A 19,249-nucleotide genomic window follows, 5' to 3' on the forward strand; every position below is an offset into this window, starting at 1 on the left:
GACGACGTCCGCCGTGGTCGCCGTAGTGAGGTCCTCGAGCGCCTCGACGACGTCCCGCATACCGTCGCTCCAGGTCGACACTACGCGCCCCTCACCGGCGAGCGGTACCCACTCGGGGAGGGTGTCGGTGTGAACATAGACGACGGCGCCGTTCCCGTCGCGGCCGAACCGCATAGCCGCCTGGAGGGTGTCGTGCTCCCGCATATGCTGGAGGACGTCGTCGCCGAACCCGCTGTATGAGAGGCCGGCGCCTTTCTCCTCGCCTCGGTCGACCGCCTCGCCGGCGTAGGCGCCCCACTTCTTGATGTAATGGTCGCCGTAGTGGTTCGACCCTATCACGGCGCCGAGCCGGGTGTCGTCGAACTCGTTACTCCCGAGGACGTTCCCGTAGTGTTTCGTTTCGTCGACGTGCTCGAGGACGTCCTCGGCGTCGTATTCGTGCTCGGCGGTGGTCGTCGTAATCACCGACGGCCGTTCGCCGTGTTTCTCGGCGATCCCCTCGAGGAGGGCGGCGTCCTGTTCGGTGTTGACGTGGTCGGCCGAGTTGTACGGTTTCACGTACTCGGTGGTCCGAACCAGATTCAGATTCAGGGCGTCGCGAACGTACTCGGCGCGCTCGTCGCCCTGGAGCACCGGCCGGTGATTCAGCCGTTCGCCGAGGGCGAGCTCCCACATACGTTTCGTCGGCGTCCCGTCGAGGGCGACGACACCGCTCGCGTACTCGAGCGCCGGCGCCTGGAGCACCGACACCCCGCCTCGCGCTCGGTCGAACACACCGAGGCCGACGTCCTCGAGCTCGGCGCGTTCAAACCCGTTCCCGAGATCGTCGCTCGCGAGGAGGGTAAACACCGCCAGGGGAGCGGCCGCGTGTGCGCTCGCGTCGTCGAACACATGGGTTTCGTCGGGTTCGACACCGTGCTCGTCGAACCACAGTAGCGCGTCGGCGCGCCGGCTTTCGTCGCTCCGGTTCTCGACGAGGTCGGTGTAGCTGTCGAACGGGACGCCGTCGGTCGCCTCGAGCCAATACGATACGGCGCCCTGGAGCTCCGGCCCGAGGAGCGTTTCGTAGGCGTCGGGGAACTCGTCGAACACCACCGTCCGGCCGGCGGCGACTTTCGGCTTGTGTGCGTGGTTATAGTGGCCTATGAGGACGTCGTACTCGTCGGGATCGAACTCCCATTTTGAGGCGTAGGGACACCGCTGGCCCTCATGTTCCTGGCATGGGAGCGGCCGGTCGAGGACGTACTCGGCCGACTTGTGGATCTCTTTCGGCGTCGCGCCCCGGTTGTACCACCCGCGAACGGTGTCGGCCCACTCCTCGCCGTGCTCGCCGTTCGCCGTATCACAGTCGCGCGTGAAACTCGGGAGGGTGTAGTAGTCGAGGCCGTGCTCGTCGCACCACTCCCGGAACTGCTGGTACTGTTCTTTGTGTCCTCGGCCGGTGAGCACCGTTACCTGTTCGCCGGTGTCGGCGGCGGCTTTCACGGCGCCGTAGGATTTGCCCATAGTCGGGAGCGCCTCGACGAGCACCCGGTCGCCCGAGGTGTAGGCGTCGGCGATAGCGTCGACCGTGCGCTCGCGGGCGTCCTCGACGGTGAGGGTGTCGTCGGTTCGGCCGACGTGTTTCCAATCCCACCCGCTCGCGGCCGTAGTGAGGTCGCGAACAGCGGCCGGGAGGACGGCCGTGTGCTCACGTTCTCCGGCCGCGAGATTCCCCCGACCGGGATCGACACCGTGCTCGTCGCGAACTTTCTCGAGGGCGGCGTTGTACGCCTCGCGCGGGAGCTTCCACCCGTCCATGAGGTCGCCGTCCTCCATGAGGTCGTGCTCGCGGGCGACGTACTGGAGCGCTCGGTGAGGGATCGGGTCGTCGTCGGGGATACAGCCCTCGCGTTTGGCGTGTCGCCAGGCCGCGAACACCTCGTCGTCGTCGAGCCGACCGTTCGGTGAGGCCGGCCGTCGTTCGCCGGCGTCGACGAGGAGGTACGTGAGGGCGTTGTACGCGGCTTTGTATTTGTGGTCGTAGGCGACGCCGTGGCCCTCGAGGAGGACAAAGTAGTTCTCACTCTCGCCGTGGTGGCCGAGCGGGTTCGATCCTCGGTAGTCCCACGACAGGCCGGTGACGTCCCGAATCCCGAGGTCGAATAGCGCCGAGTGGTCGCCGTCGGTGTCGACCGCGTCGAGGTCGCGGGAGAGGTCGGACGCCTCGGCGGCGTCGAGGGCGACGTCCCGCGCGGTGTCGGGATCATACGCCGGGTGTTGGTCGACGGGCTTCGCGCCGGCGAGGAGCGGCGTGAGGTCGTCGCTCCAGCCCTGGAGGTAGTCGTCGAGGTCGACTTTCTCGAGGCCGGGGCGCGGGAGCTCGGCGACTCTCGCCTCGAGGCCGTGGTCGTCGAGATAGGCGGCCGTTTTCACGGCGCCTTTGACGCCGTCGCCGAACTGCTGGAGGGTGAGCCGGTCGCGGTCGTCGACGTCACTCGTCGGTCGTTCGGCGTCCTGAATCAGGTACGCTCGCCCGACGTCCCGCTCGGCGAGCGCCTCGAGGAGGTCCTCACGGTCGCTTTTCTTGAACTGCACCGTCACCGGCGAGAGACAGGGATACCCCGCCTCATGAGCGGTGATCGCGTCGGCGATCCCCTCGGTGATAAGGACGGGTTCGCCGTCCCGGACGGTGTCGAGGCCGTAAATCGGTTCCTCGGCGGTGACGTCCTCGCGCGTCACCTGGAGTTTATCGTACTTGTTGCCCTTCCAGTCGGCCGAGTGAACCGGGTCGGTCGCCCGTGAGATCGCGAACACCGGCCGGCCGTCGGCGTCGAAATACGGGAGGACGTAGCGCCCGCTCCAGGTCGCATACAGGTTCCCGTCGTCGCGCTCGCCGAACAGCCCCGTCGCGAGGATCGCCTCGCGGCCGTGGCCCCGGTCGAACAGATACGTAACGAGCTCGTCGCGGTAGTTCGCCGGCGCGAACCCGAGGAGTTTCTCGTCGATAGTGTCGGTGTCCCACCCGCGCCCCTCGCGGTAGTAGTCCCGAGGCGTGTCGTGGTCGCACTCGTCGGGGAGATCCCGGTCGAGCTGTTGGTGGAACCACTCCAGCGCGTCGACGAGCGCCGAACCGTCGGTATCGGGAGTTACGGACGTCGTCGAGGCCGGTTTGTCCGCCTCGAGGGTGGGGGTTTCGTCCCGAGAATCCCCCTCCGGCGGGGCGGTGTCGGGCGTTTCGAGCGCCAGGTGAGGCTCGGCGGCCGTGAGGGCGTCGTCGACGACGTCACCCCATACGGCCGGGTCGGCGCCGGTCGCACCGAGCGCCTCGGGCGTGGTCGCCTCGGGATTCAGCCGTAGGTACTCGGCGAGCTCCTCGAGCGTCGCGTCGTCGGGGAGCGTCATTCGACCACCTCCTCTTTGTCGAACATCCGAACCGAACCGTCGGGACATTCGACGACGACACTCCCACCGAGGTCCGTGAGGTCGGTGTAGGGGATCGTGGTCGTCTCCTCGCCGTCGTAGCGATACGCCGTGTTGAGATGTAGACTGTCGTGGTCGTCGGTAGTCATGATGAAACCTCCAGAAAGACCTTCGCGTGGTCGGAACACCGGACGCCCTCGCGCCGGACGGTGTCGCCGTCGATCACCTCGACGGGTTCGCCCTCGCGGTCGCACTCGAGGACGTCGCACTCCTCGAGGCCGGCGGCGACGTGCATAAGCGCGGCCGTCTCTCGCCAGCCAGCGCTCGGCGAGGCTTCGGGCTTCGGTCGGTCGGCGTCGATACCGCTATTCGTGTCCTGAGTGTCCGTCATGTAGGCCAAAGGCCGGCACTAAGGCGTGCCGGGAGCCGTTGACGGGCGTAACAGGGTGGCCGTTAGCGTCGGGAGTAACGCTAAAGGCGACGGCGAGAGAAAGACCACTCACAGGCACCACCCGCCCGTGGTACGGCCTGCTCGTCGGCCGTCGTCGCACCCTTCCGGGTCGCGGCGTCGGTCGTCGCGACTCGGGATAACGCCCGTAATCGTCCAAACGTCGCCGGCCCGCTCCCGCCAAGGTTCAGGCCGACGGCGTTTTTCAGCGGTACTACCGTTCATGAGTGGCTTCTCTCGCCCCGGTCGCTTAGTAGTTGCTCCAGGGCGGCGTCCATGCTCGGGAGGTCGTGAGCGTCCCGGTAGTCCCGGAGCGCCTCGGCCCGCTCGGCATGAACGGAAACGGTTGTGATCGTCGTCGCCATTCTCTCGTTTCCTCGTTGGGACGCTTCCACCATTAATGTTTTTGTAGTGGGGTTAGACGGTGTTAGCGTGAGCAGTAACGGTAATCGGGATTCAGGCACCAGGATAGTTGAGCCGGACGTCGACCGCGAGCGGGGGATTCTCACCCCTCACGACAGGGCGTTTCTGTACCCCGAAACGGCCGACGGCGTCCGGGAGGACATGAGCGATACGGCCGTTCGGCAAAAGCGGCACAAGATACGTAATCGCTTCCGAAACGCCCTCATCGACATACAGTACCTCCTATACCTCGAGGACGACGACTTAGGGCGACTGTTCCCGGCCGACGAGTGGGAGCGGTACGAACTCGACATAGTCCAGCGCGCCGTGCTCGCGGCCGTCTACCACATGATCCGCGCCGAGGCCGACCGTGAGGTGATTTTTGATACGCTCGAGCAAATGGTTACGAACGACGTCATTCGCGAATACGCCGATAAACACGGTGTGTACGCGCCGGTCGAGGTCGGCGTCGAGGTCGACGTCCCACCCGTCGACGAGTGTCCGACTCTCGAGGAGGTTCGGGAGGTCCTCGAGGCTGGCGAGGAGATCCCATACAAAGCCCACATGGCCCTCGACTACGGCGGTATGCACCCGAACCCCGAGGAGCACCTGTAAGCGCCGGCGCGGTCGACGGTCTTAACCAACAGTCGCGGCGTCACACCCCGCCGGTGTTGGTTAACGGTCGGCGACGGCGTCGCCCTCCAGCCCCGGTTAGTAGTCCTCGAGCCACTCCGGCCCGCCGTAGGCGTCGACGTAGCAGTAACGGTGTACGGGTTCGCCTCGGGGGTTCGGGACGGCTTTCTCGAGCGGGACGGATTCACCGCATAGGTCGCATTCGGCGGTGTGTCCCGCCTGTCGGGCGTCCGGCGAGAGGTCTTTCGCCTCGACATACAGCTCATGGAGCGCTCGAGGCGTGAGGCGAACACACACCCGCTCGCGGTCGTCGTCGGTTCGCCCCTCGGCCGAGAAAGAGAGAATCCAGTCGTCGCCAGGTTCGGCGTCGGTCGCCGGCCCGAGCATTACCGTGCTCGCGAGGTCGTCGCTTACGTAGTACCAGGGCGCGTTTCGGAACCGGCCGTAGTGGCCCGCCGGTCGCGGATCGTCGGGATCGACGTCCTCGGTCATGGCTGATTACGCCTCGCCGGTGTATCGCCATTCGCTCGCCCCTCGCGCCGGCGCCTCGACGTCCGGGAGCGCTTTCAGGCCGGGTTTCACCACTCGGCGCCACCAGGCCCCTCGGTAGCGGTCGCCCGCCTCGACTTTCTCCAGCGCGCCGTCGACGTCATACCCGAGCGGGTGGTCCGGCATTACCTCGGCGACGAGATCGCGTTTCGTCGCCGGCCCGTGCTCGCGAAGGTAGTCGCGGGCGGCATAGACGGCGGCCGAACACTCCTCGCGGTCGCGGCCCGCCGGAAACTCGACGTCCTCGAGCTCGCCGACGGTGTCACTCTCCGGCGCGTCGGGCGTGTCCTCGCGGCGTCGGTCGCGAACGGTTCGGGCTTTCTCGGCGTCCTCGTCGACGGCGCGCTCGTCGGGAGTGATCCGCTCGCCCCCAACGAACCACCACACCGTGTTTCGCCCGCCTATCTGTTTCCTCTCCAGCTCGCCCTCCTCCTCGAGCGCCTGAAGCCGGTTTAGTGTCCCTCGGCGTTTGATAGGGACGGCGTCGGCGACTTCCGCCGTCGAGAGGACGGGATCGGACGTCGACCGAAACACGTCGAGGAGGTCCTCGTCGGTTACTCGGGGCTTTCGACCGCCTTTGTTACTGGATTCAGGCATTAGTGCCTACTACGGCGTTAGTTCCCTAAAAGGTATGCCTTCTAAGGGACAAACCCGAGATACCGACCGACAGATACGCCTCTCCGGTGGTTTTATGGTTCATGCCGTCTAAGGTACTAACAAGAAAGGACGGTTCCCTCGGGGCGTGTTGAAACGTCCGGGTGCTTGGAACACCCGAACTGGCCTTTCTTGGAGCAAAAGACCATGTCCGCCTACGACACCGCGACCCAAGAAGGAACCGACGCCGAACTAACCGCGTTCGACGACCGCCCCGACGACTGCGACTGTTGGGACGCCGACGCCGAGCTCCCATGTTGGCCGTGCTACCGGGACGGGTTCGACGGCCCGAACCCGAGCGCCGGCGAGGAGTAACGCCGGCCGCTTTGTCTGACGTACTGTAATGTATCCACCCTTCGAGGTGTGTCACGGCGTCCGGCGAACGTCGTAGTTTACTACAAACCCCGACGTTCGCACCCGAGAAACCAACCACCGCTTAAGAACCATGTCGACGACACACACCGACGTAACGAATCCCGACGTTCAACACACCGATAGCAACGGCCGCGCCCGTACCTGGCTGAAACCCGAACAGGTCGACCAAATGCGGGACGTATGCCTCACCGACGCCGTCCCGACGTATCTTCAAGATCGTAACGAGGCGATAGTCGCACTCCTCTATGACGCCGGCCTACGCGCCGGCGAACTGTGCGCCCTCGAGGTCGATCACCTCGACTTAGACGCCGGGACGGTGTACCTCCCGAGCCGGATTCAGAAAGGCTCGCCCCCGCCGGCGACACTCGAGCTCGCACCCGACACCACCCGCCTACTCCGGCGGTACCTTCGCGACCGCTGGAAAGACACCGACGCCCTGTTTCCCACCCGCTCGAGCGACCGCCTCACCACTCGGTCACTCCAGCGCCTCGTCGAAAAGCTCGCGACCGAGGCCGACGTCCGGCCCCAGGTCGCCGGCGGCGGTGTCGGCGATCCCGACGACGTCACCCCTCACACCCTCCGGCACTCGGTGGCCTATCGGATCATCCAGGTCGACGGCGGTCGCCTCGAGGACGTGCAACTCCGGTTACGCCATGCGAACCGACAGACTACCGACCAAATATACAGCCACCTCGTCCCGAGGTAACGGCGGCGTTAGAAACCACCGAGGCCGTCGAGCTCCTCGGCGAGCTCGGCGACGTGCTCCTCTACGATGTCGTCGAGATCGTACTCTTGCATGAGCTCGCCCGTTTCTGCTACGCCGACGTCCTCCAGGCCGTCGAGATCCTCGGGCGCCCCCTCGGCGAGCGCCTCACCGACTTTCTGCTGACTCTCCTCGTATTGGTCGATATAGAGTTGCATACGCTCGAGGAGGTCCCGACATTCCTCCTCGGTGAGCCATCCCGGCCCCGTCCGACCGTCGAACGGGAGTTTCTCGGTTTGTGACGCCTGGAGGAACTCGTCGAGTGTCATGTCGAGGTGTTCCTCGGCGAGCCGCCGGTAGGTGTGAAACGCTTTGTAGAACTCGACGACGGTTTCTATGAGATTCATTTCCGCCCGTGCTACACGGGACGGCGCGTAGTTGTCCGTTATCTCGGTTCGGTAGCCGAGTAACCCGTCGGCCGCCAGGGCGGCAAAGAATGGCCGCGAACGGTCCTCGGGATCGAAAGCTAACTCGAGGCCGGTTCCCTCCCACAGCTCGCGGTACTTTCCGGCGAGGCGCGACTCGTCGGGATCGTACTGTGGTCCGTAGTCGTGAGGCCATGAGGCCGGCGTCTCGGCGTTCCCGTACTCGTCGACGGTGAAATGGCCCTGGGATAGTTGCTCGAGCGCCTCATTCAGGAGGGCGACGGCGACGTGCATATTCCGGCCGGTTTCGTGCATCATCATGGCCGTATAGAGCCGCTCGAGCGAGGCGTTAGCCGCCCTCGAGAGACTATACGCCTCTATCGCCCCGTGTGTAAACTCCAGGTCGCGGGTTTCGTATTCGTACCTCGGCGCCGAGTCCCGGAGCATTTCTATGCGGTCGTCCTGGCCGTCGGCGGCCGCTTTCAGGAACATTCGCACCCGCTCGTCGGCGTCGAGGTCGGCGAGGACGGTGTCCTGTACGTTCTTGACGTCGTGTCTAAGGTCGGTGAGTCGTTTCATAACTGAATCACCTCAGTATCGTTCGACAGCCGCCTCACCGATCCCCTGAGCAAACGCTTCGGCGCGGTCGTCGAGGCCGCCGGGAACATCGCTGGCGTCCGGGGCATCCATATCTAACCGGTCGGCGTACTCCTCACGGATCGACTGATACGCTTCGATATAGTCGTATTTGAGTGAGAGGATATTCTCACCGAGATTCTCGTCGACCGTTGGAACACCGGGGAGGCCGGTGAAGGGATCGAGCGGCGAATCAGCCGCTTCGGGCGGGCGGATAATAGCTAAGAACTCGTCGAGAGTGACGTCGAGGTACTCCTCGGCGAAGATCCGCCACCCGTGGAAGCGTGTGTGAAAATGAACGACCGTCTTCGCGAGCTGTAATTCCGCCCTCACGAACTCCGGCGGGATTCGGTCTATGTCCATGTCGTCAAACCGCGAACAGTCATCAGCATACGCCGTAAGGGCGAGCGCCGCGAGGTTCGGGAACTGTTGTGTCGCTCGCGCTCGCTGATCCTCTTTAAGAAGTGACTCAGCCGGGACACTCTCCCATAGCTCCCGGTATTTCGTCGCGAGGTACGCCGTGTCGGGGGCTTGCGTTTCACCGTAGGCGTACTCGGCGTCGTCGTGGTCCGGCGCGTCGAAATTCCCGAACTCGTCGGGATCGAACCCACCGCGAGAAAGACGACTCAGGCTTTCGTTCAACAGCATGAGCGCCATGTACCTGTCGCGGTCGGCTTCGCGCTCGGTGATAGCCTGGTAAAGCGTCTGAAGTTCATGCCTCGCCTGGAGGGCGAGAAAACTGAATCGCTTTATCCCGTCGGTGTATTCGAGGTCGGTCGCTTCGTACTGTTTCGTCGGTGCCGTATCGGTGAGCCAGTCGATCCGCTCCTCGCGGTCGTCTGCGGCGGCTTTGATGAATAGCCGGAGACGTTCCTCGGCGTCGAGATCGCCGAGGGCGGCGTCCGATACTCGTTTCAAGTCGTGTTGTAGGTCGTCGATTGAGGTCATGGCTGTTGCTCGTCGTATGCTTCTTTGAGAAACTCGAGCTGTTCCTGTATCTCTTTGAGGTCGGTTCGCTCGCTTACCCACTCGTCGTAATCCTTCGCCGTCCTCGCGGCTTTCCGATAGTCGCCCTCCTCGAGGAGGCCCTCTATCGACCGTTGAAAGACGGCGTCGATAGTGAGCTCATGCCGAGCGCCGAGGTTCTCCTCGACGTAGTCGGCGATCCGGTCGAGGTCTTTCGAGATTTGCTGTTGGCTGACGTCGTAGCGCTCGGCCGCCTCGCCCTGGTGGATCATCGACGGGTGGCCGAGGTCGCGAACCTGTTGTAACAACTCGGCGCGGCGTTCGACGTGATCGTATTCCGTCGGTGGTTTCGACGGGATATTGGCGGCCGCGTAGTCCGGTTGACTACTACTCCCTACAACCGAACTCCGGCCGGCCTGTTGCGACGAGGTCATGGGATACAGTTACCTCCGTATATGAGGTCGCGGGCGGTAGGCGTGTCGGCGTCGCGACTGGTGGAACCCCGAACCTCGGCCGTGTGAACCGTCTTAGTCGGCGTCATCGGGCGGGCGATCACCCCCGTTCGCAGGTGCTCGCGCCGGGTCGGACGTCGCGAGCGGCGGGTCGCCGGTTCGACCGGCGTCCTCGGCCGGGAGGTTCGTAAACTCCCACGTATAGATACTACTACGCGCCAGTTTACGAACCTCGTCGCCGTCGAGGTCCTCCAGGTCGACAGGCTCTAATTCCACCTCGCCGTGCTCGCCGAGCCGGTGTAACCCGTCGTCGCGCCACAACAACCGCCGGCCGTCCTCGGTGTCCTGTTGCCGCTGGAGGACGCCCCGATCCCGGAGCGTCTCCAGGTGGTCGAATACCTGTTGCCGGGAGAGGTCGACCGTCGGGTGTGCGACGACGTCCGCCGTGGTCGCCGTAGTGAGGTCCTCGAGCGCCTCGACGACGTCCCGCATACCGTCGCTCCAGGTCGACACTACGCGCCCCTCACCGGCGAGCGGTACCCACTCGGGGAGGGTGTCGGTGTGAACATAGACGACGGCGCCGTTCCCGTCGCGGCCGAACCGCATAGCCGCCTGGAGGGTGTCGTGCTCCCGCATATGCTGGAGGACGTCGTCGCCGAACCCGCTGTATGAGAGGCCGGCGCCTTTCTCCTCGCCTCGGTCGACCGCCTCGCCGGCGTAGGCGCCCCACTTCTTGATGTAATGGTCGCCGTAGTGGTTCGACCCTATCACGGCGCCGAGCCGGGTGTCGTCGAACTCGTTACTCCCGAGGACGTTCCCGTAGTGTTTCGTTTCGTCGACGTGCTCGAGGACGTCCTCGGCGTCGTATTCGTGCTCGGCGGTGGTCGTCGTAATCACCGACGGCCGTTCGCCGTGTTTCTCGGCGATCCCCTCGAGGAGGGCGGCGTCCTGTTCGGTGTTGACGTGGTCGGCCGAGTTGTACGGTTTCACGTACTCGGTGGTCCGAACCAGATTCAGATTCAGGGCGTCGCGAACGTACTCGGCGCGCTCGTCGCCCTGGAGCACCGGCCGGTGATTCAGCCGTTCGCCGAGGGCGAGCTCCCACATACGTTTCGTCGGCGTCCCGTCGAGGGCGACGACACCGCTCGCGTACTCGAGCGCCGGCGCCTGGAGCACCGACACCCCGCCTCGCGCTCGGTCGAACACACCGAGGCCGACGTCCTCGAGCTCGGCGCGTTCAAACCCGTTCCCGAGATCGTCGCTCGCGAGGAGGGTAAACACCGCCAGGGGAGCGGCCGCGTGTGCGCTCGCGTCGTCGAACACATGGGTTTCGTCGGGTTCGACACCGTGCTCGTCGAACCACAGTAGCGCGTCGGCGCGCCGGCTTTCGTCGCTCCGGTTCTCGACGAGGTCGGTGTAGCTGTCGAACGGGACGCCGTCGGTCGCCTCGAGCCAATACGATACGGCGCCCTGGAGCTCCGGCCCGAGGAGCGTTTCGTAGGCGTCGGGGAACTCGTCGAACACCACCGTCCGGCCGGCGGCGACTTTCGGCTTGTGTGCGTGGTTATAGTGGCCTATGAGGACGTCGTACTCGTCGGGATCGAACTCCCATTTTGAGGCGTAGGGACACCGCTGGCCCTCATGTTCCTGGCATGGGAGCGGCCGGTCGAGGACGTACTCGGCCGACTTGTGGATCTCTTTCGGCGTCGCGCCCCGGTTGTACCACCCGCGAACGGTGTCGGCCCACTCCTCGCCGTGCTCGCCGTTCGCCGTATCACAGTCGCGCGTGAAACTCGGGAGGGTGTAGTAGTCGAGGCCGTGCTCGTCGCACCACTCCCGGAACTGCTGGTACTGTTCTTTGTGTCCTCGGCCGGTGAGCACCGTTACCTGTTCGCCGGTGTCGGCGGCGGCTTTCACGGCGCCGTAGGATTTGCCCATAGTCGGGAGCGCCTCGACGAGCACCCGGTCGCCCGAGGTGTAGGCGTCGGCGATAGCGTCGACCGTGCGCTCGCGGGCGTCCTCGACGGTGAGGGTGTCGTCGGTTCGGCCGACGTGTTTCCAATCCCACCCGCTCGCGGCCGTAGTGAGGTCGCGAACAGCGGCCGGGAGGACGGCCGTGTGCTCACGTTCTCCGGCCGCGAGATTCCCCCGACCGGGATCGACACCGTGCTCGTCGCGAACTTTCTCGAGGGCGGCGTTGTACGCCTCGCGCGGGAGCTTCCACCCGTCCATGAGGTCGCCGTCCTCCATGAGGTCGTGCTCGCGGGCGACGTACTGGAGCGCTCGGTGAGGGATCGGGTCGTCGTCGGGGATACAGCCCTCGCGTTTGGCGTGTCGCCAGGCCGCGAACACCTCGTCGTCGTCGAGCCGACCGTTCGGTGAGGCCGGCCGTCGTTCGCCGGCGTCGACGAGGAGGTACGTGAGGGCGTTGTACGCGGCTTTGTATTTGTGGTCGTAGGCGACGCCGTGGCCCTCGAGGAGGACAAAGTAGTTCTCACTCTCGCCGTGGTGGCCGAGCGGGTTCGATCCTCGGTAGTCCCACGACAGGCCGGTGACGTCCCGAATCCCGAGGTCGAATAGCGCCGAGTGGTCGCCGTCGGTGTCGACCGCGTCGAGGTCGCGGGAGAGGTCGGACGCCTCGGCGGCGTCGAGGGCGACGTCCCGCGCGGTGTCGGGATCATACGCCGGGTGTTGGTCGACGGGCTTCGCGCCGGCGAGGAGCGGCGTGAGGTCGTCGCTCCAGCCCTGGAGGTAGTCGTCGAGGTCGACTTTCTCGAGGCCGGGGCGCGGGAGCTCGGCGACTCTCGCCTCGAGGCCGTGGTCGTCGAGATAGGCGGCCGTTTTCACGGCGCCTTTGACGCCGTCGCCGAACTGCTGGAGGGTGAGCCGGTCGCGGTCGTCGACGTCACTCGTCGGTCGTTCGGCGTCCTGAATCAGGTACGCTCGCCCGACGTCCCGCTCGGCGAGCGCCTCGAGGAGGTCCTCACGGTCGCTTTTCTTGAACTGCACCGTCACCGGCGAGAGACAGGGATACCCCGCCTCATGAGCGGTGATCGCGTCGGCGATCCCCTCGGTGATAAGGACGGGTTCGCCGTCCCGGACGGTGTCGAGGCCGTAAATCGGTTCCTCGGCGGTGACGTCCTCGCGCGTCACCTGGAGTTTATCGTACTTGTTGCCCTTCCAGTCGGCCGAGTGAACCGGGTCGGTCGCCCGTGAGATCGCGAACACCGGCCGGCCGTCGGCGTCGAAATACGGGAGGACGTAGCGCCCGCTCCAGGTCGCATACAGGTTCCCGTCGTCGCGCTCGCCGAACAGCCCCGTCGCGAGGATCGCCTCGCGGCCGTGGCCCCGGTCGAACAGATACGTAACGAGCTCGTCGCGGTAGTTCGCCGGCGCGAACCCGAGGAGTTTCTCGTCGATAGTGTCGGTGTCCCACCCGCGCCCCTCGCGGTAGTAGTCCCGAGGCGTGTCGTGGTCGCACTCGTCGGGGAGATCCCGGTCGAGCTGTTGGTGGAACCACTCCAGCGCGTCGACGAGCGCCGAACCGTCGGTATCGGGAGTTACGGACGTCGTCGAGGCCGGTTTGTCCGCCTCGAGGGTGGGGGTTTCGTCCCGAGAATCCCCCTCCGGCGGGGCGGTGTCGGGCGTTTCGAGCGCCAGGTGAGGCTCGGCGGCCGTGAGGGCGTCGTCGACGACGTCACCCCATACGGCCGGGTCGGCGCCGGTCGCACCGAGCGCCTCGGGCGTGGTCGCCTCGGGATTCAGCCGTAGGTACTCGGCGAGCTCCTCGAGCGTCGCGTCGTCGGGGAGCGTCATTCGACCACCTCCTCTTTGTCGAACATCCGAACCGAACCGTCGGGACATTCGACGACGACACTCCCACCGAGGTCCGTGAGGTCGGTGTAGGGGATCGTGGTCGTCTCCTCGCCGTCGTAGCGATACGCCGTGTTGAGATGTAGACTGTCGTGGTCGTCGGTAGTCATGATGAAACCTCCAGAAAGACCTTCGCGTGGTCGGAACACCGGACGCCCTCGCGCCGGACGGTGTCGCCGTCGATCACCTCGACGGGTTCGCCCTCGCGGTCGCACTCGAGGACGTCGCACTCCTCGAGGCCGGCGGCGACGTGCATAAGCGCGGCCGTCTCTCGCCAGCCAGCGCTCGGCGAGGCTTCGGGCTTCGGTCGGTCGGCGTCGATACCGCTATTCGTGTCCTGAGTGTCCGTCATGTAGGCCAAAGGCCGGCACTAAGGCGTGCCGGGAGCCGTTGACGGGCGTAACAGGGTGGCCGTTAGCGTCGGGAGTAACGCTAAAGGCGACGGCGAGAGAAAGACCACTCACAGGCACCACCCGCCCGTGGTACGGCCTGCTCGTCGGCCGTCGTCGCACCCTTCCGGGTCGCGGCGTCGGTCGTCGCGACTCGGGATAACGCCCGTAATCGTCCAAACGTCGCCGGCCCGCTCCCGCCAAGGTTCAGGCCGACGGCGTTTTTCAGCGGTACTACCGTTCATGAGTGGCTTCTCTCGCCCCGGTCGCTTAGTAGTTGCTCCAGGGCGGCGTCCATGCTCGGGAGGTCGTGAGCGTCCCGGTAGTCCCGGAGCGCCTCGGCCCGCTCGGCATGAACGGAAACGGTTGTGATCGTCGTCGCCATTCTCTCGTTTCCTCGTTGGGACGCTTCCACCATTAATGTTTTTGTAGTGGGGTTAGACGGTGTTAGCGTGAGCAGTAACGGTAATCGGGATTCAGGCACCAGGATAGTTGAGCCGGACGTCGACCGCGAGCGGGGGATTCTCACCCCTCACGACAGGGCGTTTCTGTACCCCGAAACGGCCGACGGCGTCCGGGAGGACATGAGCGATACGGCCGTTCGGCAAAAGCGGCACAAGATACGTAATCGCTTCCGAAACGCCCTCATCGACATACAGTACCTCCTATACCTCGAGGACGACGACTTAGGGCGACTGTTCCCGGCCGACGAGTGGGAGCGGTACGAACTCGACATAGTCCAGCGCGCCGTGCTCGCGGCCGTCTACCACATGATCCGCGCCGAGGCCGACCGTGAGGTGATTTTTGATACGCTCGAGCAAATGGTTACGAACGACGTCATTCGCGAATACGCCGATAAACACGGTGTGTACGCGCCGGTCGAGGTCGGCGTCGAGGTCGACGTCCCACCCGTCGACGAGTGTCCGACTCTCGAGGAGGTTCGGGAGGTCCTCGAGGCTGGCGAGGAGATCCCATACAAAGCCCACATGGCCCTCGACTACGGCGGTATGCACCCGAACCCCGAGGAGCACCTGTAAGCGCCGGCGCGGTCGACGGTCTTAACCAACAGTCGCGGCGTCACACCCCGCCGGTGTTGGTTAACGGTCGGCGACGGCGTCGCCCTCCAGCCCCGGTTAGTAGTCCTCGAGCCACTCCGGCCCGCCGTAGGCGTCGACGTAGCAGTAACGGTGTACGGGTTCGCCTCGGGGGTTCGGGACGGCTTTCTCGAGCGGGACGGATTCACCGCATAGGTCGCATTCGGCGGTGTGTCCCGCCTGTCGGGCGTCCGGCGAGAGGTCTTTCGCCTCGACATACAGCTCATGGAGCGCTCGAGGCGTGAGGCGAACACACACCCGCTCGCGGTCGTCGTCGGTTCGCCCCTCGGCCGAGAAAGAGAGAATCCAGTCGTCGCCAGGTTCGGCGTCGGTCGCCGGCCCGAGCATTACCGTGCTCGCGAGGTCGTCGCTTACGTAGTACCAGGGCGCGTTTCGGAACCGGCCGTAGTGGCCCGCCGGTCGCGGATCGTCGGGATCGACGTCCTCGGTCATGGCTGATTACGCCTCGCCGGTGTATCGCCATTCGCTCGCCCCTCGCGCCGGCGCCTCGACGTCCGGGAGCGCTTTCAGGCCGGGTTTCACCACTCGGCGCCACCAGGCCCCTCGGTAGCGGTCGCCCGCCTCGACTTTCTCCAGCGCGCCGTCGACGTCATACCCGAGCGGGTGGTCCGGCATTACCTCGGCGACGAGATCGCGTTTCGTCGCCGGCCCGTGCTCGCGAAGGTAGTCGCGGGCGGCATAGACGGCGGCCGAACACTCCTCGCGGTCGCGGCCCGCCGGAAACTCGACGTCCTCGAGCTCGCCGACGGTGTCACTCTCCGGCGCGTCGGGCGTGTCCTCGCGGCGTCGGTCGCGAACGGTTCGGGCTTTCTCGGCGTCCTCGTCGACGGCGCGCTCGTCGGGAGTGATCCGCTCGCCCCCAACGAACCACCACACCGTGTTTCGCCCGCCTATCTGTTTCCTCTCCAGCTCGCCCTCCTCCTCGAGCGCCTGAAGCCGGTTTAGTGTCCCTCGGCGTTTGATAGGGACGGCGTCGGCGACTTCCGCCGTCGAGAGGACGGGATCGGACGTCGACCGAAACACGTCGAGGAGGTCCTCGTCGGTTACTCGGGGCTTTCGACCGCCTTTGTTACTGGATTCAGGCATTAGTGCCTACTACGGCGTTAGTTCCCTAAAAGGTATGCCTTCTAAGGGACAAACCCGAGATACCGACCGACAGATACGCCTCTCCGGTGGTTTTATGGTTCATGCCGTCTAAGGTACTAACAAGAAAGGACGGTTCCCTCGGGGCGTGTTGAAACGTCCGGGTGCTTGGAACACCCGAACTGGCCTTTCTTGGAGCAAAAGACCATGTCCGCCTACGACACCGCGACCCAAGAAGGAACCGACGCCGAACTAACCGCGTTCGACGACCGCCCCGACGACTGCGACTGTTGGGACGCCGACGCCGAGCTCCCATGTTGGCCGTGCTACCGGGACGGGTTCGACGGCCCGAACCCGAGCGCCGGCGAGGAGTAACGCCGGCCGCTTTGTCTGACGTACTGTAATGTATCCACCCTTCGAGGTGTGTCACGGCGTCCGGCGAACGTCGTAGTTTACTACAAACCCCGACGTTCGCACCCGAGAAACCAACCACCGCTTAAGAACCATGTCGACGACACACACCGACGTAACGAATCCCGACGTTCAACACACCGATAGCAACGGCCGCGCCCGTACCTGGCTGAAACCCGAACAGGTCGACCAAATGCGGGACGTATGCCTCACCGACGCCGTCCCGACGTATCTTCAAGATCGTAACGAGGCGATAGTCGCACTCCTCTATGACGCCGGCCTACGCGCCGGCGAACTGTGCGCCCTCGAGGTCGATCACCTCGACTTAGACGCCGGGACGGTGTACCTCCCGAGCCGGATTCAGAAAGGCTCGCCCCCGCCGGCGACACTCGAGCTCGCACCCGACACCACCCGCCTACTCCGGCGGTACCTTCGCGACCGCTGGAAAGACACCGACGCCCTGTTTCCCACCCGCTCGAGCGACCGCCTCACCACTCGGTCACTCCAGCGCCTCGTCGAAAAGCTCGCGACCGAGGCCGACGTCCGGCCCCAGGTCGCCGGCGGCGGTGTCGGCGATCCCGACGACGTCACCCCTCACACCCTCCGGCACTCGGTGGCCTATCGGATCATCCAGGTCGACGGCGGTCGCCTCGAGGACGTGCAACTCCGGTTACGCCATGCGAACCGACAGACTACCGACCAAATATACAGCCACCTCGTCCCGAGGTAACGGCGGCGTTAGAAACCACCGAGGCCGTCGAGCTCCTCGGCGAGCTCGGCGACGTGCTCCTCTACGATGTCGTCGAGATCGTACTCTTGCATGAGCTCGCCCGTTTCTGCTACGCCGACGTCCTCCAGGCCGTCGAGATCCTCGGGCGCCCCCTCGGCGAGCGCCTCACCGACTTTCTGCTGACTCTCCTCGTATTGGTCGATATAGAGTTGCATACGCTCGAGGAGGTCCCGACATTCCTCCTCGGTGAGCCATCCCGGCCCCGTCCGACCGTCGAACGGGAGTTTCTCGGTTTGTGACGCCTGGAGGAACTCGTCGAGTGTCATGTCGAGGTGTTCCTCGGCGAGCCGCCGGTAGGTGTGAAACGCTTTGTAGAACTCGACGACGGTTTCTATGAGATTCATTTCCGCCCGTGCTACACGGGACGGCGCGTAGTTGTCCGTTATCTCGGTTCGGTAGCCGAGTAACCCGTCGGCCGCCAGGGCGGCAAAGAATGGCCGCGAACGGTCCTCGGGATCGAAAGCTAACTCGAGGCCGGTTCCCTCCCACAGCTCGCGGTACTTTCCGGCGAGGCGCGACTCGTCGGGATCGTACTGTGGTCCGTAGTCGTGAGGCCATGAGGCCGGCGTCTCGGCGTTCCCGTACTCGTCGACGGTGAAATGGCCCTGGGATAGTTGCTCGAGCGCCTCATTCAGGAGGGCGACGGCGACGTGCATATTCCGGCCGGTTTCGTGCATCATCATGGCCGTATAGAGCCGCTCGAGCGAGGCGTTAGCCGCCCTCGAGAGACTATACGCCTCTATCGCCCCGTGTGTAAACTCCAGGTCGCGGGTTTCGTATTCGTACCTCGGCGCCGAGTCCCGGAGCATTTCTATGCGGTCGTCCTGGCCGTCGGCGGCCGCTTTCAGGAACATTCGCACCCGCTCGTCGGCGTCGAGGTCGGCGAGGACGGTGTCCTGTACGTTCTTGACGTCGTGTCTAAGGTCGGTGAGTCGTTTCATAACTGAATCACCTCAGTATCGTTCGACAGCCGCCTCACCGATCCCCTGAGCAAACGCTTCGGCGCGGTCGTCGAGGCCGCCGGGAACATCGCTGGCGTCCGGGGCATCCATATCTAACCGGTCGGCGTACTCCTCACGGATCGACTGATACGCTTCGATATAGTCGTATTTGAGTGAGAGGATATTCTCACCGAGATTCTCGTCGACCGTTGGAACACCGGGGAGGCCGGTGAAGGGATCGAGCGGCGAATCAGCCGCTTCGGGCGGGCGGATAATAGCTAAGAACTCGTCGAGAGTGACGTCGAGGTACTCCTCGGCGAAGATCCGCCACCCGTGGAAGCGTGTGTGAAAATGAACGACCGTCTTCGCGAGCTGTAATTCCGCCCTCACGAACTCCGGCGGGATTCGGTCTATGTCCATGTCGTCAAACCGCGAACAGTCATCAGCATACGCCGTAAGGGCGAGCGCCGCGAGGTTCGGGAACTGTTGTGTCGCTCGCGCTCGCTGATCCTCTTTAAGAAGTGACTCAGCCGGGACACTCTCCCATAGCTCCCGGTATTTCGTCGCGAGGTACGCCGTGTCGGGGGCTTGCGTTTCACCGTAGGCGTACTCGGCGTCGTCGTGGTCCGGCGCGTCGAAATTCCCGAACTCGTCGGGATCGAACCCACCGCGAGAAAGACGACTCAGGCTTTCGTTCAACAGCATGAGCGCCATGTACCTGTCGCGGTCGGCTTCGCGCTCGGTGATAGCCTGGTAAAGCGTCTGAAGTTCATGCCTCGCCTGGAGGGCGAGAAAACTGAATCGCTTTATCCCGTCGGTGTATTCGAGGTCGGTCGCTTCGTACTGTTTCGTCGGTGCCGTATCGGTGAGCCAGTCGATCCGCTCCTCGCGGTCGTCTGCGGCGGCTTTGATGAATAGCCGGAGACGTTCCTCGGCGTCGAGATCGCCGAGGGCGGCGTCCGATACTCGTTTCAAGTCGTGTTGTAGGTCGTCGATTGAGGT

General features: G+C 64.7%; 23 protein-coding genes. 6 read left to right on the forward strand and 17 right to left on the reverse strand.

Annotation, left to right across the window (positions count from 1 at the left end; translation table 11 throughout):
* From ACYQ07_RS15355 to ACYQ07_RS15370, 4 genes are all read right to left on the reverse strand, one after another.
* A partial coding sequence (locus tag ACYQ07_RS15355) for a hypothetical protein (protein ID WP_459883088.1) occupies positions 1 to 3,384 on the reverse strand: 3,384 nt, incomplete at its 3' end.
* A complete protein-coding gene (locus tag ACYQ07_RS15360; protein ID WP_459883090.1) occupies positions 3,381 to 3,551 on the reverse strand; it encodes a hypothetical protein in 171 nt (56 codons plus the stop codon). The genes ACYQ07_RS15360 and ACYQ07_RS15355, both read right to left, overlap by 4 nt.
* Positions 3,548 to 3,793: a hypothetical protein gene (locus tag ACYQ07_RS15365; RefSeq protein WP_459883092.1), complete on the reverse strand. Its 246-nt coding sequence runs from the start codon at positions 3,791 to 3,793 to the stop codon at positions 3,548 to 3,550. The genes ACYQ07_RS15360 and ACYQ07_RS15365 overlap by 4 nt, the downstream gene beginning before the upstream one ends.
* Positions 3,794 to 4,071: 278 nt before the next feature.
* The gene (locus ACYQ07_RS15370) at positions 4,072 to 4,215 is read right to left on the reverse strand and encodes a hypothetical protein (protein ID WP_459883094.1); all 144 of its coding nucleotides are present in this window, start codon (positions 4,213 to 4,215) and stop codon (positions 4,072 to 4,074) included.
* A 67-nt stretch (positions 4,216 to 4,282) separates the two neighbouring features.
* Between ACYQ07_RS15370 and ACYQ07_RS15375 the strand changes: the two genes are divergently transcribed.
* Positions 4,283 to 4,867 (forward strand): DUF8102 family protein, encoded by a 585-nt coding sequence (locus ACYQ07_RS15375; RefSeq protein ID WP_459883097.1) that lies wholly within the window; start codon positions 4,283 to 4,285, stop codon positions 4,865 to 4,867.
* A gap of 96 nt (positions 4,868 to 4,963) precedes the next feature.
* On the opposite strand, the gene ACYQ07_RS15380 is transcribed toward ACYQ07_RS15375, so the two are convergent.
* A complete protein-coding gene (locus tag ACYQ07_RS15380; protein WP_459883099.1) occupies positions 4,964 to 5,377 on the reverse strand; it encodes a DUF8161 domain-containing protein in 414 nt (137 codons plus the stop codon).
* Positions 5,378 to 5,383: 6 nt separating this feature from the next.
* The gene (locus tag ACYQ07_RS15385) at positions 5,384 to 6,031 is read right to left on the reverse strand and encodes a hypothetical protein (protein WP_459883101.1); all 648 of its coding nucleotides are present in this window, start codon (positions 6,029 to 6,031) and stop codon (positions 5,384 to 5,386) included.
* Between the two features lie 204 nt (positions 6,032 to 6,235).
* On the opposite strand from ACYQ07_RS15385, the gene ACYQ07_RS15390 reads away from it, so the two are divergent.
* Positions 6,236 to 6,403, forward strand: a complete 168-nt coding sequence (locus tag ACYQ07_RS15390; protein ID WP_459883104.1) for a hypothetical protein — start codon at positions 6,236 to 6,238, stop codon at positions 6,401 to 6,403.
* Positions 6,404 to 6,533: 130 nt separating this feature from the next.
* Positions 6,534 to 7,169, forward strand: coding sequence for a tyrosine-type recombinase/integrase (locus ACYQ07_RS15395; protein ID WP_459883106.1), 636 nt, complete (start codon positions 6,534 to 6,536; stop codon positions 7,167 to 7,169).
* Positions 7,170 to 7,177: 8 nt separating this feature from the next.
* On the opposite strand, the gene ACYQ07_RS15400 is transcribed toward ACYQ07_RS15395, so the two are convergent.
* The 7 genes from ACYQ07_RS15400 to ACYQ07_RS15430 all read right to left on the reverse strand — a co-directional run bounded on the left by ACYQ07_RS15400 (position 7,178) and on the right by ACYQ07_RS15430 (position 14,292).
* Positions 7,178 to 8,170, reverse strand: a complete 993-nt coding sequence (locus ACYQ07_RS15400) for a hypothetical protein (RefSeq protein ID WP_459883109.1) — start codon at positions 8,168 to 8,170, stop codon at positions 7,178 to 7,180.
* Positions 8,171 to 8,182: 12 nt separating this feature from the next.
* A complete protein-coding gene (locus ACYQ07_RS15405) occupies positions 8,183 to 9,256 on the reverse strand; it encodes a hypothetical protein (RefSeq protein ID WP_459883112.1) in 1,074 nt (357 codons plus the stop codon).
* A complete protein-coding gene (locus ACYQ07_RS15410; RefSeq protein ID WP_459883115.1) occupies positions 9,172 to 9,627 on the reverse strand; it encodes a hypothetical protein in 456 nt (151 codons plus the stop codon). Before ACYQ07_RS15410 ends, ACYQ07_RS15405 begins: the two co-directional genes overlap by 85 nt.
* A 93-nt stretch (positions 9,628 to 9,720) precedes the next feature.
* Positions 9,721 to 13,461: a hypothetical protein gene (locus ACYQ07_RS15415; protein WP_459883118.1), complete on the reverse strand. Its 3,741-nt coding sequence runs from the start codon at positions 13,459 to 13,461 to the stop codon at positions 9,721 to 9,723.
* Positions 13,458 to 13,628, reverse strand: coding sequence for a hypothetical protein (locus ACYQ07_RS15420; RefSeq protein ID WP_459883090.1), 171 nt, complete (start codon positions 13,626 to 13,628; stop codon positions 13,458 to 13,460). The genes ACYQ07_RS15415 and ACYQ07_RS15420 overlap by 4 nt, the downstream gene beginning before the upstream one ends.
* Entirely contained in the window at positions 13,625 to 13,870 is a 246-nt protein-coding gene (locus ACYQ07_RS15425) for a hypothetical protein (RefSeq protein ID WP_459883092.1), read from the reverse strand. Before ACYQ07_RS15425 ends, ACYQ07_RS15420 begins: the two co-directional genes overlap by 4 nt.
* A gap of 278 nt (positions 13,871 to 14,148) precedes the next feature.
* Positions 14,149 to 14,292, reverse strand: coding sequence for a hypothetical protein (locus ACYQ07_RS15430; RefSeq protein WP_459883094.1), 144 nt, complete (start codon positions 14,290 to 14,292; stop codon positions 14,149 to 14,151).
* A gap of 67 nt (positions 14,293 to 14,359) precedes the next feature.
* Here ACYQ07_RS15430 and ACYQ07_RS15435 point away from each other — a divergent pair, with 67 nt between their 5' ends.
* Positions 14,360 to 14,944: a DUF8102 family protein gene (locus ACYQ07_RS15435; protein WP_459883097.1), complete on the forward strand. Its 585-nt coding sequence runs from the start codon at positions 14,360 to 14,362 to the stop codon at positions 14,942 to 14,944.
* A gap of 96 nt (positions 14,945 to 15,040) precedes the next feature.
* Here ACYQ07_RS15435 and ACYQ07_RS15440 read toward each other — a convergent pair whose 3' ends face one another.
* Positions 15,041 to 15,454, reverse strand: a complete 414-nt coding sequence (locus tag ACYQ07_RS15440; RefSeq protein ID WP_459883099.1) for a DUF8161 domain-containing protein — start codon at positions 15,452 to 15,454, stop codon at positions 15,041 to 15,043.
* 6 nt (positions 15,455 to 15,460) lie between these two features.
* Complete coding sequence (locus ACYQ07_RS15445) at positions 15,461 to 16,108, reverse strand: hypothetical protein (RefSeq protein WP_459883101.1); 648 nt, start codon at positions 16,106 to 16,108, stop codon at positions 15,461 to 15,463.
* A 204-nt stretch (positions 16,109 to 16,312) separates the two neighbouring features.
* On the opposite strand from ACYQ07_RS15445, the gene ACYQ07_RS15450 reads away from it, so the two are divergent.
* Positions 16,313 to 16,480: a hypothetical protein gene (locus ACYQ07_RS15450; protein ID WP_459883104.1), complete on the forward strand. Its 168-nt coding sequence runs from the start codon at positions 16,313 to 16,315 to the stop codon at positions 16,478 to 16,480.
* Positions 16,481 to 16,610: 130 nt separating this feature from the next.
* Complete coding sequence (locus ACYQ07_RS15455) at positions 16,611 to 17,246, forward strand: tyrosine-type recombinase/integrase (RefSeq protein ID WP_459883106.1); 636 nt, start codon at positions 16,611 to 16,613, stop codon at positions 17,244 to 17,246.
* Positions 17,247 to 17,254: 8 nt separating this feature from the next.
* Here ACYQ07_RS15455 and ACYQ07_RS15460 read toward each other — a convergent pair whose 3' ends face one another.
* Complete coding sequence (locus ACYQ07_RS15460) at positions 17,255 to 18,247, reverse strand: hypothetical protein (protein WP_459883109.1); 993 nt, start codon at positions 18,245 to 18,247, stop codon at positions 17,255 to 17,257.
* Positions 18,248 to 18,259: 12 nt separating this feature from the next.
* Positions 18,260 to 19,249 (reverse strand): hypothetical protein (locus ACYQ07_RS15465; protein WP_459883120.1); only part of this gene is annotated, 990 nt, incomplete at its 5' end.

This window comes from Halorubrum gandharaense, from assembly GCF_054654575.1.